Origin of the sequence: Streptomyces sp. NPDC002825, from assembly GCF_040295385.1 — a bacterium.
Taxonomy (GTDB): domain Bacteria; phylum Actinomycetota; class Actinomycetes; order Streptomycetales; family Streptomycetaceae; genus Streptomyces.
This window is the reverse complement of record NZ_JBEOVH010000005.1, coordinates 278,802-293,470: the sequence shown is the minus strand read 5'-3', so window position 1 is coordinate 293,470 and position 14,669 is coordinate 278,802. Positions and strand designations below refer to the sequence as shown.

Genomic DNA, 14,669 nt, shown 5'->3' with positions numbered 1-14,669 from the left:
CAGCGGCGGGAAGGGCCCGGCGGACTCACTCCGTCGCGATCGCCCGGAGGATCTCCAGGCGGGCAGCCCGCCGGGCCGGCCTCCAGGCCGCCACGGCGCCCGCCACCAGGCCGACCAGGGCCACGACCGCGAGCCGCGCCGCGGGTACGGCGAACGCGAAGGCCGTGTCGCCCGAGGCGCGGACGAGGACCCAGCCGAGGAAGCCGCCGAGCGCCAGCCCGCCGACCGTCCCGAACGCGGCGACCAGGACGGACTCCCAGCGGACCATGGCCCGCAGCTGCGCCCGGGTCTGCCCGACGGCCCGCAACAGGCCCAGTTCCCGCGTCCGTTCGTGCACGGAGAGGGTCAGCGTGTTGGCGATGCCCAGCAGCGCGATCAGGACCGCGAGCGCGAGGAGCGCGTAGACGAGGGTGAGCATCATGTCGATGCCGCCCGCCGAGGCCTCCGCGTACTCCTCCCGGGTCTGCACCTCCGGATGGCCGTACCGGTCGGCGACCTTCGTCACGGCCGCCTTGCCCTCCTCGGCGCCGACCCCCTCCGCAAAGGACACGGCCACCAGCCGGTCGGCGTCCTGGGTGCGGTGCGGGGCCCACGCCTCCCGGGTGACGAGGTAGTCGCCCGCCAGGTCGGCCCGTTCGTACACCGCGCGGACCGTGAAGGTGTGGCGGCTGCCGTCGGTGAACGTCAGGACGGCGGTCCGCCCGGGCGCCAGACCCGAGCCGGCCGCCTCGTCGGCGGCGACGGCGAGCCCGTCCGTACCGAGTCCGCTCAGGGAGCCCCGTACCTCCCCCAGGTCGAGTGTCCGGGCGAGCGCGGCCGGGTCGGTGACCGTGAGCGCCCGGCCCCGGCCGTCGACCTCCGCGACGCCGCGCCCCAGGCCCACGGCCGTGTCGACCTCGGGCAGGGCGGCGACCGCCGGGGCGAGGTGCGGACTGAGGCCGCTGCCGCCCGCCCCGAACGAGGGCGCGCCGATGGCCACGTCCCCGGCGAAGGAGCGGTCGACGGTCCGGTCCATGGTCGCCTTCAGGGAGGCGCCGAAGACCGTGAAGAGGGTGACGACGGCGACCCCGATCATCAGGGCCGTGGCGGTCGCCGCCGTACGCGCCGGACTGCGCAGGGCGTTGCGGCGGGCGAGGCCCCGGTTGACCCCGCGCAGCGGGCGGCCGAGCACCCTTACGGCGAGCGAGGCGGCGACCGGTCCGAGGACCACGAACGCGGCGACGGCCAGCCCTGCCCCGGTCGCGGCGAACCACAGCGACGGCGCGCCGAGGACACCGGCGAGGACCGTGCCGACGGCGGCCGCGAGCAGCCCGCCGCCGGTCAGTGCGCGCCGGCGTGAGGTGCCCGAGGCGTCCACGTCCGTCTCGCGGAGCGCGGCGAGCGGGGCCGTGCGCCCGGCCCGTACGGCCGGCAGCAGCGCCGAACCGGCGCAGACCGCGAGCCCGATGCCGAGCGGCAGCACGAGGGACGTGCCGGAGACGACGAGGTCGCCCTCGGGGAAGGGGAAGCCGATCGCGGGGAACAGCGCCTGGAGTCCGGCGGCGACGCCGATCCCGGCGAGGAGCCCGGCGAGGGAGGCGAGCAGTCCGACGGCGAGCGCCTCGGCGAGGGTGCCGGTGACGACCTGGCGGCGGGCGGCGCCGATCGCGCGGAGCAGGGCGTTCTCTCGGGTCCGCTGGGCGACGAGGACGGCGAAGGTGTTGTGGATGGTGAAGACGGAGACGAAGACGGCGACCCCGCTGAACACGAGGAGGAAGGTGGTGAAGAGGTCCAGGAAACGGCCGGAGACCATCTCGGTGTTCTCCTCGGCGGCCTGCCGGCCGGTGATCGCCTCGACGCCGTCGGGAAGGGCCGGGGTCAGCGCGGTGACCAGCTCCTCCTGGGAGACGCCGGGACCGGCGCGTACGGCGATGCTCGTCGCCTCCCCCGGCCGCGCCGTCAGGTACTTCTCGGCGTCGGCGCGGGTGAGACCGGTCCAGGTGACCTGTCCCATGCCGTCCGCGCCGCCGAAGGTGGCCAGGCCGACGACGGTGACCTTCACCGGGTCGGGCGTGCGCAGGACGGTGGTGTCGCCGAGGGCGAGGCCGGCCGTCTTCGCCGCGCCCCGGTTGACGACGGCCTCGCCGGGGGCGCTCGGCGCGCGGCCCTCCGCGAGGCGGTACGGGTTGAGGGCCGGGTCCGCGATCCAGTTGCCCGCCAGGGTGGGCGGGCCCTTGCCGCCGACGGGGCTGCCGTCGGCGGAGAGCAGCTGACCCGCGCCCTCGATTCGGGGCGCGGCGGCGGCCACCCCGGGCACCTGGGCGAGGCGCTCGGCGAGGGCCGCTTCGACGGGGCCGCGGGTGCCCTGGGCCTCGCCGGCGGCGGTCACGGTGACGGAGCTGCGGACGATGGCGTCCGTGCCCCGGGTGGCGCTCGTGAACATCGAGTCGAAGCTCGCGCGGAGGGTGTCGCCCATGACGAGGGTGCCGGTGAGGAAGGCCACGCCGAGGAGGACGGCGGCGAAGGTGCCGAGGAAGCGGCGCCGGTGCGCGCGGAGGGAGGAGAGGGAGAGACGGAGGGTGGCGGGGGCGTTCATGTCGCACCTCCGCCGACCACGGCCGGGCCGGTCTCGAAGGCCTTCATCCGGTCGAGGACCAGGTCGGCCGTGGGGCCCGTCATGCGGTCCACCAGCCGGCCGTCCGCGAGGAAGATCACCTCGTCGGCGTGGGCGGCGGCGACCGGGTCGTGGGTGACCATGACGACCGTACGACCGGTGTCGCGGACCGTACGGCCGAGCAGCCGCAGGACCTCCTCGCCGGAGCGGGAGTCGAGGTTGCCGGTGGGTTCGTCGGCGAAGACGACATCGGGGCCGCCGGCGAACGCCCTGGCCACGGCGACGCGTTGCTGCTGCCCGCCGGAGAGTTCGCTCGGCCGGTGGTGGAGCCGGTCGCGCAGCCCGACGGTGTCGACGAGCCGGTCGAAGTGCTCCCGGTCGACGGTGCGTCCCGCGAGGTCGAGCGGGAGGGTGATGTTCTCGGCGACGGTGAGGGTCGGCAGCAGGTTGAAGGCCTGGAAGACGAAGCCGATCCGGTCGCGGCGCAGCAGGGTCAGGCGCCGGTCGTCGAGCGTGGACAGGTCGGTGTCGCCGACGAGGGCGGCGCCCGAGGTGAGGGTGTCGAGTCCGGCGGCGCAGTGCATGAGGGTGGACTTGCCGGAGCCCGACGGGCCCATGACGGCGGTGAAGCGGCCGGCGGGGAAGTCGACGCTCACCCCGTCCAGGGCCCTGACCTCGGTGTCGCCGCGCCCGTAGACCTTGACGGCGTCGACGACGCGGGCGGCGGGGAGCGGGGCGGGGGTGGTCATGTCCGGCGCCCCTTGGGGTCCGCGGCGCGGCCGAACTGCTCCTCCAGGACGCTCAGGCGCCGCCAGTACTCGTCCTCGTCGATCTCCCCGGCGGCGAAGCGGTGGCCGAGCAGGGAGAGGGGCGAGTTCTCGTCGGGTCCGGTGTCGCGCCACGGCCTGCCCCTGCGCCGGCCCGCGCGGCGGGCGACGGTGACGATCCCGATGACGACGGCGGCCCAGACGAGCGGGAAGAAGAGGACCCAGGGGCCGGGGCCCGCGTGGGCGAGTGTGTTCATGAGGGTTCAGCTCCTCGGTGTGGTGTCCGTGGTGTTGTCCGTGGTTCGAGGCTCCCTCCGGGAGGGGGTCCGGGTCGTCGTACGGGCAGCGGCTTCCGGCGTACGACACCGGGAGTACGTCGCTTCGCCGGCGCTGCTTCCGTTCTGTACCTACTGGTATGTACAGTGCCGCCATGAGCACGAACACCTCGGAGCGGCTGATCGAGGCGACCCGCGAGCTGCTGTGGGAGCGGGGCTACGTCGGCACCAGCCCCAAGGCCGTCCAGCTGGCGGCGGGCGCGGGCCAGGGCAGCATGTACCACCACTTCGCCGGCAAGCAGGACCTGGCGCTCGCGGCGATCCGGCGCTCGGCCGAGGAGCTGGGCGCGGCGGCCGAGGCGGTACTCGGCGGTACGGGTTCGGCGTACGCCCGCATCGAGGCGTACCTGCTGCGCGAGCGCGACGTCCTGCGCGGCTGCCCGGTGGGGCGGCTGACCATGGACCCCGAGGTCATCGCGGACCCGGAGCTGCGCGCGCCCGTCGAGGAGGTCCTCGGCCGGGTGCGCGGCCGGCTCGCCGAGGTCGTCCAGGAGGGCGTGGACAGCGGCGAGTTGAGCGGTGGACTCGACCCCGAGGAGATCGCTGCGACGGCCCTCGCGACCGTGCAGGGCGGGTACGTGCTCGCCCGCGCGACCGGTTCGCGGGCGCCTTTCGACACCGCCGTACGCGGGCTGCTCGCCCTGCTCGCCCCCTGACCTCACCCCGGACCCCGGAGAACCGGAGAAACGGAGCCTTCCCGTGCACGCGATGCAGTACGAGATCACCCTGCCCGCCGACTACGACATGGAGATCATCCGCAAGCGGGTGGCGACCAAGGGGCATCTGCTCGACGCGTTCCCCGGACTCGGCCTGAAGGCCTATCTGGTCCGGGAGCGGGAGGCCGGGGCACCGGTGAACCAGTACGCGCCGTTCTATCTCTGGGCCACCCCCGAGGGCATGAACTCCTTCCTCTGGGGCCCCGGTTTCCAGGGCATCGTCAACGACTTCGGCCGGCCCGTGGTGCAGCACTGGACCGGCCTGTCGTACGAGGAGGGGCCGGCGGCCGCGTCGGCGCCGGGTGCCGCGACGCGCCGCAGGACGCCGCTCGGCGAGGCGGTCCCGCCGGGCGAGGCCGTGACGGAGGCCGTGGCCCGGCACGCACGCGAGGCGCGGCGGGACGGGGTCGTGGGCTCCGCCCTCGCGATCGACCCGCGCCACTGGGAACTGCTCACCTTCACCCTGTGGGCGGGCCCGGAAGCGCCCGCCGACGAGGGCGAGCGCTTCCAGGTGCTGCGTCTTTCGGCGCCGGGGCGGGCGGCGTTGGGCGCCGGGCAGCAGTGGTGAGGCGTGGCGGTCGGGCCGCCGCGTCGCGCTCGGGCCACCGCGCTGCGCTCGCGCTTACGCCACCGCGACCAGGGTGAGGTAGGCGATGCCGAGGACGTTCCGGTAGCCGTTCAGCCAGCTGGACCGCTGCCGGTCGACGCGCTCGCGCGTCTCGGCGGCGAGCGGGTGCTCGGGGTTCGCGGCGAGCCAGACCTCGGTGTCGTACCGGTAGCCGGACTCGAACTCCTCCCACTCCTCCGCGCTCGCCGTCTCGATCCACGCGGGCCGGAACCCCGCCTCGATGGCGAGGTCGACGAGGGCGCCGAGGGAGAGGTGGTCGCCGGCGGTCGCGCCGGGCCACATCCCGGCGAGCTCCGTCCCGGTCGGCGTGCGCTCCCAGAAGCCCTCGCCGAGCACGACCCGCCCGCCGGGCCGGACGAGCCGGCGCAGCTCGCGCAGGACGGCGGCGGGGTCGTACGGCAGCTCCGGGTCGCAGAGCGCCTGGCTGGACCCGAGGCAGAGGATCGCGTCCACGGGGCCGCGGTCGGTGCCGAGCGCGGACTCCTCGACGAAGGTCACGCGGTCCGTGAGCCCGCGCTTCTCGGCGAGGGCCCGGCCGCGGGCCAGGTCCTCGGCGTTGATGTCGATCCCGATGCCCTCGGCGGCGGGGGCCGCCTCCAGGACGCGGAGGAGCAACTCGCCCCAGCCGCAGCCGATGTCGAGCACAGCGGCGGGGCTGGAGGCGGCGAGCCGCTCGATCATGCGGGTGGCGCGGGCCTCGGAGAGGGGGCCGTGGAAGGTGAGGCTGCCGAGGCGCGGGGGGAGTTCGACTGCGGAGTCTGGAGAAGTCACGAGGCGGAACGTTACGGCGTGCGCCGTCCGCCGCGTAGCGGTTTTCCGGCGTTCGCCTTGAGGGCTTACGCGCCGGTGCGCGGCTAGGCCGTCTCTTCCGGATCTTGCCGGTTGAGCCCGCGGCGTCTGGTGCCTGGGGTCTCCCCAGGCCCGCCAGGGCCGAGGGGACACATCGCAAGGCGGAGGGTCGCCCGATTACTGGACGTACTCGGGCGGGCCCGACAACGCGGCGAGGTGCGGTGCCAGGCGTCGCGGTCAGGCAAGATCCGGAAGAGACGGCCTAGCCTGGAGGGGTGTACACCACGCGCGTGTCCCGTCACGTCGACGCCCCCGCCTCGGTCGTCTACCGCCTGCTCCTCGATCCGGACGCCGTCGCCCGTTGGCGGGTTCCGTACGGCATGACCTGCGAGGTCCACGCCTTCGAGGCGCGCGAAGGAGGCGCCTTCCGGGTGTCGCTGCGGTACGAGTCACCCGACGGGGCCGGGAAGTCGGGGGCGCGCACGGACACCTACCACGGCACTTTCCTGGAGCTCGTGCCGTACGAACGGGTCGTCGAGAGCATCGAGTTCGAGACGCCCGACCCCCTGCTGCACGGCACCATGATCCTCACGACGAGGCTGACCGAGATCGGGAGCGGCACCGAGGTGCGGGTCGTCCACGAAGGCGTCCCGGACGCCGTGCCGGCCGCCGACAACGAGACCGGCACGCGGATGGCCCTCGACCGGCTCGCCGCGCTTGCCGAGGGGCGTCCCGATCCTGGGCAGTGACGCCTTCCCCGGTACGGCCGGGGGGTGAGGTCGCAGCTCGGGCCGTCGCGCTCCAGGGCCGTGAGGTCGCCCCTCAGGCCGCCTCGCGGCCCAGGGCGGCCAGGGGGTCGTCCAGTACCGGCTGCCAGGCCAGTTCGGCAGCGCCGACCAGGCTGTTGTGGTCCAGGGTGCAGGGGAGGATCGGCACCCCGCCGCTGCGGCCCCACAGGCTGCGGTCCGCGACCACCGCACGGAGCCGCTCGGGGTCCGCGTCCAGGAGCTCGCGGTGGAGTCCGCCGAGGATGATCCGGTCCGGGTTGAGGATGTTCACCAGGCCCGCGAGGCCCAGGCCCAGGCGGTCGATCAGCTCCCCGACCGCGACCCGGACGCCCGGGTCGTCCGGGCTCGTGCGCAGCAGGTCGCGGGACTGCTGGAGCAGGGAGACCTCGGGGCCGGGGACCCGGCCCGCCGCCGTGAGGAACGCGAGCGGGTCCGTCTCGACGTCCAGGCAGCCGCGGCTGCCACAGTGGCAGGGGCGGCCCTCGGGGTTCACCGTGAGGTGCCCGACCTCCAGGGCGAGGCCCGAACTGCCGGTGTGGAGGCGGCCGTCGAGGACCAGGGCCCCGCCGACGCCTCGGTGGCCCGTCGCCACGCAGAGCAGGTCCCGCGCGCCGCGGCCCGCGCCGTGGCGGTGCTCGGCGAGCGCGGCGAGGTTCACGTCGTTGCCGGTGAACGCGGGGCCTTCGATGCCGGCGGCCCGTACGCGCTCGGCGAAGATCTCCCGGACGGGGGCCCCGGCGGGCCAGGCGAGGTGGAGCGGGTTGAGGGCCGTGCCCTCGGGTTCGGCGACGGCGGAGGGGGCGGCGAGGCCCGCGCCGACGCAGCGGCGGCCGCTCTCCTCAAGCAGCGCGGCACCCGCGTCCACGACGGCGCCGAGGACCTGGGCGGGGTCGGCGGAGACGGTGACGCAGCCGGGGGCCGTGGCCACGATGGTGCCGCCGAGGCCGACGAGGGCGGCGCGGAAGCCGTCCGCGTGGACCTGGGCGGCGAGGGCGACGGGACCCTTCTCGTCGACGGCCAGGCGGTGCGAGGGGCGCCCCTGGGAGCCCGCGGCGGCACCGGGGTTGGAGTCGACGCGGATGAGGCCGAGGGCCTCCAGCTCGGCCGCGACGGCGCCGGCCGTGGCGCGGGTGACGCCGAGTTCGGCCGTGAGGACGGCGCGGGTCGGGGCCCTGCCGGTGTGCACCAGCTCCAGCGCGGGGCCGAGCGCGTTACGCCCCCTGTCCAGCCGTGTCCGGGTCGTCGTCGCCTTGCCGTTCATGGGGGTGAGTCTCCCATGATCGGGCCGGTGGGGTGGCCCCCGGGCCGAGGCGGGCGGGTGCCGCGCCTGAGGGCTCGGCGCGGGAGGTGCGCTTGATTGCCGCCGCCGGTGGGCCCTATCCTGAGTTTGTGCCGCTACTAAACAAAGTACGGACGGCCGTATCGGGGGGCCCTGGCGGAGACACCGCCACCCGCTCCCTGTCCCGCCTCCGCTCCGCCCTGACCCTCTTCTTCGCGCTCGACGGCTTCCTCTTCGCCGGCTGGGTCGTCCGGATCCCCGCCGTCAAGCAGCAGACCGGCGCCTCTGCCGGCGACCTGGGCCTCGCCCTCCTCGGGGTGTCCGCGGGCGCCGTGATCACGATGACGCTGACCGGGCGGCTCTGCCGTCGGTACGGTTCGCACGCCGTGACGGTCGCCACCGGTGTCCTGCTGTCGTTGTCGGTCGCCCTTCCCGCGCTCACCCGGTCCCCGCTTGCGCTCGGTCTGGTCCTGCTCGTCTTCGGCGCCGCGTACGGCGGGATCAACGTCGCCATGAACAGCGCGGCCGTGGATCTCGTGGCCGCGCTGCGGCGGCCGGTGATGCCGAGCTTCCACGCCGCGTTCAGCCTGGGAGGCATGCTCGGCGCGGGCCTGGGCGGACTGCTCGCCGGGGGCCTGTCCCCCACGAGTCATCTCCTCGGCCTCACCGTGGTCGGTCTCGCCCTGACCGCCGCCGCCGGACCCGTACTCCTGCGTCACCCCTCCCCCGTGGTTCCCGAAAGCCTTCCGGCGCCGTCCGGCTCCGGGCCCTCCGGCGCGCGCCGTACGGTGCTCGTCTTCGGTGTCATCGCGCTCTGCACGGCGTACGGGGAGGGCGCGCTGGCCGACTGGGGTGCCCTCCACCTCACGCAGGACCTGCATGCCCATCCGGGCGTGGCCGCCGCGGGGTACTCCGTCTTCGCGCTGACCATGACCGCCGGGCGCCTCTCCGGCACCGCACTGCTCGAACGCCTCGGCCAGACCCGCACCCTGGTCACCGGCGGTGCCGTCGCCGCCCTGGGGATGCTGCTCGGCTCGCTCGCGCCGAGCGTGTGGGCCACGCTGCTCGGCTTCGCCGTCACGGGCCTCGGGCTCGCCAACATCTTCCCGGTCGCCGTGGCCCGCGCCGGCGCGATCGCCGGACCCGGCGGGGTGGCGACGGCCTCCACCCTCGGTTACGGCGGCATGCTCCTCGGCCCGCCCTCGATCGGCTTCCTCGCCGACTGGCTCTCCCTGCCGGTGGCCCTGACGACGGTCGCGCTGCTGGCGGGCGGTGCGGCGGCGATGGGGTACTGGGCGCGCAACGCGGGTATGGACAGGGCGAGTTGATCATGAGGATGCCAGAATGCACCCCATGGAGACCCTGAAGATCACGGAGCACATCGAGGCGCTGGACGCGGCCGGTCGCGGCCTCGCGGACGCGGCGGCCGAGGCGGGCCTCGACGCCGAGGTTCCGACCTGCCCGGGGTGGCAGGTCCGGGACCTCGTGCGGCACACGGCGATGGTGCACCGCTGGGCCACGACCTTCGTGGCCGAGGGCCGCACCGAGTTCCACCCGGGCGACGGCGAGACGGCACTCGACGGGGAGGAGCTGCTGACGTACTTCCGCGAGGGGCACGCGCGCCTGGTCGCCGCCCTGCGCGCGGCGCCCGAGACGCTGGAGTGCTGGAGCTTCCTCCCGGCACCCTCCCCGCTGGCCTTCTGGGCCCGGCGACAGGCCCACGAGACGACCGTCCACCGCGCCGACGCCGAGTCCGCGCTCCCGACCGGTCCGGGGCCGGTGGATCCGGCGGTCGCCGCGGACGGCGTCGACGAACTGTTCGTCGCCTTCCACGCACGCGACCGCAGCCGGGTTCACACCCCCGAGCCGCGCACCCTGCGCGTGCGCGCCACGGACACGGGTGACGTCTGGACCGTCCACCTGTCCCCGACAGCCCCGCCCCGAACGGAGCGGGGCACGACTCCCCCGGCGGACACCGAACTGACCGGCCCCGCGGCCCGCTTGTACCTGACCCTGTGGAACCGCCTGCCCCTCGATTCCATCACCTTGGCGGGCGACGAGGACCTCGCCCGCCTGTGGCGGGAAACCTCGGCGATCACCTGGAACTGAGCGCCGCCCGTTCCATCGACCTTCGGCTCGGCTCGGCTCGGCTTTCAGCGATCGCGCAGTTCGTGCCGAAACGGTCCACCCGAAACGCGAGGGCACGTTCGGTGCGGGCTCGGCGGCCGGGTCAGGCCGGCGTGTAGTCCAGGACGTAGGAGTGACCGCCGTCCTTGTCCTGGATGATCTCCAGGTCACCCGCGATTCCCGCAAGGTCGCCCGAGCCCGTTCCCTCGACCACGCGGATCGTGAGCCGCTCGCCGTGGCTGCCCGGTGCGGTGTGCTGGAGGACGAAGGAGCCCTTGCGGCCGTCGAGTTCGCCGGTGAATCGCTCCACGGCGACGTAGGCGACAGGGCCGCCTTCGATGTCGGCCACCGACAGCATGTGCACGGTGCTGGTGCCGGTCAGGCCGCCCTGGAAGGTCTTGGTGATCCGTACGCGGCCGAGCGCGGCGCCCGGGGCCTCGTCGAGCGCCTCCGGTTCGAAGGACGTCACTTCGAACGTTCCGCCGGTCTTCGTGCTCATTCGCACCCCTCCGATGTCGATCGTCGGTATCGCGCAGCAGCCTTGCACACGACACTGACAATCCACCCGTCCCCTACGGGGCGCCGTCCAGCATCCTCGTCAGCACCTCGCGCTGGATCGGCTGCGTCTCCGCGTGGCGGGCGACGCCCTTCTCTGTGAGTTTCACCTGGACACCGCGCCGGTCCTCGGGGCACATGCCGCGCAGGACCAGGCCGTCCTTCTCCAGGCGGGCGACGAGCCGGGAGAGGGCGCTCTGGCTGAGGTGGACGCGGCCGGCGAGTTCCTGGACGCGCCAGGCGGCGGGGCCTTCCCCGGCCACGCCCTCGGCCAGGACGTCGAGGACCTCGAAGTCGCTGGCGCCGAGCCCGTACGGCTGCAGCGCCCGGTCGAGCTCACAGGTCGTGCGGGCGTGCAGGGCGAGGACGTCACGCCACTCGTCCACGAGCGCGCGTTCGGACTTGTTCGCTGCCATGACCGCACGGTAGCAGAGACCCTGCCGTTTGTTGCATCGGAATTAAATGCACTTGCATTCAATGCATGTGCATGTACTGTGCTGCGCATGACCTCTCCGCTCACCGCCGAACGCTGGAGTCCGCGCCTCTGGGGCACCCTCCTCGTCCTCTGCGCCGCGATGTTCCTCGACGCCCTCGACGTCTCCATGGTCGGCGTCGCCCTGCCCTCGATCGCCACCGACCTCGGCCTCTCCACCGCCGCCCTCCAGTGGATCGTGAGCGGCTACATCCTCGGCTACGGAGGCCTGCTGCTGCTCGGCGGCCGCGCTGCCGACCTCCTGGGCCGGCGGCAGGTCTTCCTCGTCGCCCTCGCGGTCTTCGCGCTCGCCTCCCTGCTCGGCGGGCTCGTCGACTCCGGGCCCCTCCTCATCGCGAGCCGGTTCGTCAAGGGGCTCAGCGCCGCCTTCACCGCCCCCGCCGGCCTGTCGATCATCACCACGACCTTCAAGGAGGGCCCGCAGCGCAACCGGGCCCTGTCCATCTACACCACCTGCGCCGCCACCGGCTTCTCCATGGGCCTCGTCCTGTCCGGGCTGCTCACGGAGCTCAGCTGGCGCTGGACCATGCTGCTCCCGGCGCCCGTCGCCCTGCTCGCCCTCGTCTTCGCGCTGCGCCTCATCCCGCACAGCGCCCGTGAGAACTCCTCCGGCGGCTACGACCTGCCGGGCGCCGTCACCGGCACGGCCGCGATGCTGCTGCTCGTCTTCACCGTCGTCCAGGCCCCCGAGAAGGGCTGGGCCTCCGCCCGCAGCCTGCTGTCCTTCCTGGTGGTCGCCGCCCTGCTCGCCGCCTTCGTCCTGATCGAGCGGCGCAGCACCAGTCCCCTCGTACGCCTCGGAGTGCTGCGCTCCGGCCCGCAGGTCCGGGCCCAGCTGGGCGCGGCCGCCTTCTTCGGCTCGTACGTCGCCTTCCAGTTCATCGTCACCCAGTACATGCAGTCACTGCTCGGCTGGTCGGCGCTCCAGACCGCGCTCGCCTTCCTGCCGGCCGGCGTGCTCGTCGCGCTGTCGTCGACGAAGATCGGCGGGATCGTGGACCGGTTCGGCACCCCCCGTGTGATCGCGTCCGGCTTCCTCTTCCTCGTCGTCGGGTACGTGCTCTTCCTGCGGATCTCGCTCGCCCCCCAGTACGCGGCCGTGATCCTGCCGTCGATGCTGCTGATCGGTGCGGCCTGCGCCCTGATCTTCCCCTCGCTCAACATCCAGGCCACCAACGGCGTGGCCGATGAGGAACAGGGCATGGTCTCCGGACTGCTCAACACCTCCATCCAGGTCGGCGGGGCGCTCTTCCTCGCCGTGACCACCGCCGTCATCACCGCGGACGGTCACACCGCCGACGCCTCCCCGCAGGCCGTCCTGGACAGCTTCCGGCCGGGGCTCGCCGTGGTCACGGTCGTCGCGCTGGCGGGGCTGCTCATCACACTGCCCGGGCTGCGGAAGGTACGGCGGTCGCGCGAGTCGGTCGTGGTGGCGCGATCCGCCGTCGTCGAGGAGGCCGCGACCGAGGTCGCGGTCCGCGACTGAGCCCTCAGCCCAGCCAGCCGGGACGGACCAGGCCCGACTCGTAGGCCAGGACGACGAGTTGGGCCCGGTCCCGGGCGCCCAGCTTCACCATCGCGCGGCTCACATGGGTCTTGGCGGTGAGGGGGCTCACGACCAGGCGGCGGGCGATCTCCTCGTTCGACAGGCCGATGCCCACCAGGGCCATCACCTCCCGCTCCCGCTCGGTCAGGGCGCCCAGCGCCGCCGTCGAGGCCGGGGCCTTGGAGCGGGCCGCGAACTCCTCGATGAGCCGGCGCGTGACGCCCGGGGACAGCAGCGCGTCCCCGTGGACGACGGCGCGCACGGCCCGCAGCAGTTCGTCCGGCTCCGTGTCCTTGACCAGGAAGCCGGAGGCTCCCGCGCGGATCGCCTCGAAGACGTACTCGTCGAGCTCGAAGGTGGTCAGCATGACGACCCGGACCTCGGCGAGGTCCGGGTCGTCGGTGATGCGCCGGGTCGCCTCCAGACCGTCGAGCCGCGGCATCCGGATGTCCATCAGGACGACGTCGGGGCGCAGGGCGCGGACCCGGTCGACCGCCTCGTCGCCGTCGGCGGCCTCGCCGGCCACCTCGATGTCGGGCTGCGCGTCGAGCAGCGCGCGGAACCCCGCCCGTACCAGCGACTGGTCGTCGGCGAGCAGGACACGGATCACGGGGTGCTTCCCTCCGGGCGCAGCGGGAGTACGGCATGGACGCGGAAGCCGCCGTCCGGGCGGGCGCCCGCCTCGATGGTGCCACCGAGGGCGGCGGCCCGCTCCCGCATCCCGGCGAGTCCGTTGCCGCTGCCCCCTGCTTCCGTGCCGGTGGCGGGGCCGTCGTCGTCCACGGTCAGCTCCAGGACTCCCGGGCCGTTCTCGATGCGTACGCGGGCCGTACGGGAGCCGGAGTGGCGCACCACGTTGGTGAGCGCCTCCTGGACGATCCGGAAGGCGGCGAGGTCGGCCCCGGGCGGAAGGCCGGCCGGGGCGCCGCTCGTCGAGACGGTGACGGTGAGCCCCGCCGCGGCGGCCTGCTCGACGAGTTCGGGCAGCCGGTCGAGGCCGGGGGCCGGGGCGCGGGGGGCCTCGCCCGGGGTGCGGAGCGTGGCGAGGACCTGCCTCACCTCGCCGAGCGCCTCCTTGCTGGCCGCTTTGATGGTGGTCAGCGCCGTACGGGCCTGCTCCGGGTCGGAGTCCAGGAGGGCGAGGCCGACGCCGGCCTGCACGTTGATCACGGAGATCGAGTGGGCGAGGACGTCGTGGAGTTCGCGGGCGATGCGGAGCCGTTCCTCGTCGGCGCGGCGCCGCTCCGCGACGGCCCGTTCGGCCCGCTGCTGCGCCCACTGCTCGCGCCGGATCCGGACCACCTCGGAGGCGGCGAGCACCGCCACGGCGAACGCCGCGGCCGGCAGCTCCTGCCCCCAGGGCGCCGGCCCGTCGCCCGGTGGCGGCAGCCATCGGTACAGCCAGTGCGAGAGCAGCAGATGGCCCGCCCACAGCAGGCCGATGGCCCACCAGGCGGCGGTCCGGTGACCGTGGACGACGGCCGCGAAGCAGGCCACGGCGATCATGACGAAGACCGGGCCGTACGGGTAGCCCGCCGCGAGGTAGCCGAGGGTGACGGCCGCGACGGCGAACACCACCGGCACGGGCCTGCGGTGACGGAACAGCAGCGGGGCCGCGCCGAGCAGGAGCAGGACCCGGCCGGCCGCGTCGAGCGTCTCCCTGCCCGGCTGGTTCCGTGCGGCGAACCCGGTTCCCGCCATGACGAGTACGGCGATCAGCACCGTCGAACGCCAGGGGAGGCCGCTGCCGCGCTCCCACCGCCTCCAGGGCGGTCCGTCGCCGCGCTCCCAGCGTCCCCAGGGCCCGCGCGGCCGCTCCTTGTGCATACCGGCGTCCATACCGGTCACGCTAGCCGGGGCCACACGGCCCGCACGTCAGCCCGGCGGGGTGGTCACCCGTACTCCCGCGGGAGTAGGCGGCCGTGCGGGACGGGGCCGGCGTCCGGACCGCGCCGGGCGGCGCGTCAGCCGCGCGGGAGCAGGCCCACGTCCCGGCCCGGGCGGCGCGTCAGCCGCGCGGAAGCAGGCCCACGTCCCGGCCCGGGCGGCGCGT

Annotated in this window: 15 protein-coding genes; 6 read left to right on the top strand and 9 right to left on the bottom strand. The window is 74.4% G+C overall.

From position 1 onward, the window contains the following. Nucleotides 1-25: 25 nt before the first annotated feature. The 3 genes from ABT041_RS09860 to ABT041_RS09850 are packed head-to-tail and all read right to left on the bottom strand — an operon-like array spanning nucleotide 26 to nucleotide 3,617. Nucleotides 26-2,575, bottom strand: a complete 2,550-nt coding sequence (locus ABT041_RS09860; RefSeq protein WP_351181816.1) for an ABC transporter permease — start codon at nucleotides 2,573-2,575, stop codon at nucleotides 26-28. Beyond that, nucleotides 2,572-3,342, bottom strand: coding sequence for an ABC transporter ATP-binding protein (locus ABT041_RS09855; protein ID WP_351181813.1), 771 nt, complete (start codon nucleotides 3,340-3,342; stop codon nucleotides 2,572-2,574). The genes ABT041_RS09860 and ABT041_RS09855 overlap by 4 nt, the downstream gene beginning before the upstream one ends. Next, nucleotides 3,339-3,617, bottom strand: a complete 279-nt coding sequence (locus ABT041_RS09850; RefSeq protein ID WP_351181810.1) for an SHOCT domain-containing protein — start codon at nucleotides 3,615-3,617, stop codon at nucleotides 3,339-3,341. Before ABT041_RS09850 ends, ABT041_RS09855 begins: the two co-directional genes overlap by 4 nt. A 158-nt stretch (nucleotides 3,618-3,775) precedes the next feature. Here ABT041_RS09850 and ABT041_RS09845 point away from each other — a divergent pair, with 158 nt between their 5' ends. Together ABT041_RS09845 and ABT041_RS09840 are read left to right on the top strand one after the other, a co-directional pair. Continuing rightward, complete coding sequence (locus tag ABT041_RS09845) at nucleotides 3,776-4,351, top strand: TetR/AcrR family transcriptional regulator (RefSeq protein WP_351181807.1); 576 nt, start codon at nucleotides 3,776-3,778, stop codon at nucleotides 4,349-4,351. 43 nt (nucleotides 4,352-4,394) lie between these two features. Continuing rightward, on the top strand, nucleotides 4,395-4,979 hold the full coding sequence (locus ABT041_RS09840; protein ID WP_351181804.1) for a DUF4865 family protein: 585 nt from the start codon (nucleotides 4,395-4,397) through the stop codon (nucleotides 4,977-4,979). 54 nt (nucleotides 4,980-5,033) lie between these two features. Here the strand turns inward: ABT041_RS09840 and ABT041_RS09835 are convergent, their stop codons facing one another. Beyond that, nucleotides 5,034-5,810, bottom strand: coding sequence for an SAM-dependent methyltransferase (locus tag ABT041_RS09835; protein WP_351181801.1), 777 nt, complete (start codon nucleotides 5,808-5,810; stop codon nucleotides 5,034-5,036). A gap of 293 nt (nucleotides 5,811-6,103) precedes the next feature. Between ABT041_RS09835 and ABT041_RS09830 the strand changes: the two genes are divergently transcribed. Beyond that, nucleotides 6,104-6,577, top strand: coding sequence for an SRPBCC family protein (locus ABT041_RS09830; protein ID WP_351181798.1), 474 nt, complete (start codon nucleotides 6,104-6,106; stop codon nucleotides 6,575-6,577). Between the two features lie 73 nt (nucleotides 6,578-6,650). Here ABT041_RS09830 and ABT041_RS09825 read toward each other — a convergent pair whose 3' ends face one another. Continuing rightward, entirely contained in the window at nucleotides 6,651-7,877 is a 1,227-nt protein-coding gene (locus ABT041_RS09825) for an ROK family protein (RefSeq protein WP_351181795.1), read from the bottom strand. Nucleotides 7,878-8,005: 128 nt separating this feature from the next. Here ABT041_RS09825 and ABT041_RS09820 point away from each other — a divergent pair, with 128 nt between their 5' ends. Beyond that, complete coding sequence (locus tag ABT041_RS09820; RefSeq protein ID WP_351181792.1) at nucleotides 8,006-9,223, top strand: MFS transporter; 1,218 nt, start codon at nucleotides 8,006-8,008, stop codon at nucleotides 9,221-9,223. A gap of 34 nt (nucleotides 9,224-9,257) precedes the next feature. Beyond that, entirely contained in the window at nucleotides 9,258-10,004 is a 747-nt protein-coding gene (locus ABT041_RS09815; RefSeq protein ID WP_351181996.1) for a maleylpyruvate isomerase family mycothiol-dependent enzyme, read from the top strand. Nucleotides 10,005-10,125: 121 nt separating this feature from the next. Here the strand turns inward: ABT041_RS09815 and ABT041_RS09810 are convergent, their stop codons facing one another. Then, nucleotides 10,126-10,521: a DUF3224 domain-containing protein gene (locus ABT041_RS09810; RefSeq protein WP_351181789.1), complete on the bottom strand. Its 396-nt coding sequence runs from the start codon at nucleotides 10,519-10,521 to the stop codon at nucleotides 10,126-10,128. Nucleotides 10,522-10,594: 73 nt separating this feature from the next. Beyond that, the gene (locus tag ABT041_RS09805; protein WP_351181786.1) at nucleotides 10,595-10,993 is read right to left on the bottom strand and encodes a MarR family winged helix-turn-helix transcriptional regulator; all 399 of its coding nucleotides are present in this window, start codon (nucleotides 10,991-10,993) and stop codon (nucleotides 10,595-10,597) included. Nucleotides 10,994-11,080: 87 nt separating this feature from the next. Here ABT041_RS09805 and ABT041_RS09800 point away from each other — a divergent pair, with 87 nt between their 5' ends. Next, nucleotides 11,081-12,556: an MFS transporter gene (locus ABT041_RS09800; RefSeq protein ID WP_351181783.1), complete on the top strand. Its 1,476-nt coding sequence runs from the start codon at nucleotides 11,081-11,083 to the stop codon at nucleotides 12,554-12,556. A 4-nt stretch (nucleotides 12,557-12,560) separates the two neighbouring features. Here ABT041_RS09800 and ABT041_RS09795 read toward each other — a convergent pair whose 3' ends face one another. Next, complete coding sequence (locus ABT041_RS09795; RefSeq protein ID WP_351181780.1) at nucleotides 12,561-13,226, bottom strand: response regulator transcription factor; 666 nt, start codon at nucleotides 13,224-13,226, stop codon at nucleotides 12,561-12,563. Beyond that, nucleotides 13,223-14,455 (bottom strand): sensor histidine kinase, encoded by a 1,233-nt coding sequence (locus tag ABT041_RS09790; protein WP_351181777.1) that lies wholly within the window; start codon nucleotides 14,453-14,455, stop codon nucleotides 13,223-13,225. The genes ABT041_RS09795 and ABT041_RS09790 overlap by 4 nt, the downstream gene beginning before the upstream one ends. Nucleotides 14,456-14,669 lie beyond the last annotated feature (214 nt).

Bases quoted from the DNA above. Each gene is read 5' to 3' on its own strand.
- ABT041_RS09825 (WP_351181795.1), bottom strand. From the start codon at position 7,877: ATGAACGGCAAGGCGACGACGACCCGGACACGGCTGGACAGGGGGCGT.
- ABT041_RS09810 (WP_351181789.1), bottom strand. From the start codon at position 10,521: ATGAGCACGAAGACCGGCGGAACGTTCGAAGTGACGTCCTTCGAACCG.
- ABT041_RS09850 (WP_351181810.1), bottom strand. From the start codon at position 3,617: ATGAACACACTCGCCCACGCGGGCCCCGGCCCCTGGGTCCTCTTCTTC.
- ABT041_RS09860 (WP_351181816.1), bottom strand. From the start codon at position 2,575: ATGAACGCCCCCGCCACCCTCCGTCTCTCCCTCTCCTCCCTCCGCGCG.
- ABT041_RS09800 (WP_351181783.1), top strand. From the start codon at position 11,081: ATGACCTCTCCGCTCACCGCCGAACGCTGGAGTCCGCGCCTCTGGGGC.
- ABT041_RS09790 (WP_351181777.1), bottom strand. From the start codon at position 14,455: ATGGACGCCGGTATGCACAAGGAGCGGCCGCGCGGGCCCTGGGGACGC.
- ABT041_RS09845 (WP_351181807.1), top strand. From the start codon at position 3,776: ATGTACAGTGCCGCCATGAGCACGAACACCTCGGAGCGGCTGATCGAG.
- ABT041_RS09805 (WP_351181786.1), bottom strand. From the start codon at position 10,993: ATGGCAGCGAACAAGTCCGAACGCGCGCTCGTGGACGAGTGGCGTGAC.
- ABT041_RS09855 (WP_351181813.1), bottom strand. From the start codon at position 3,342: ATGACCACCCCCGCCCCGCTCCCCGCCGCCCGCGTCGTCGACGCCGTC.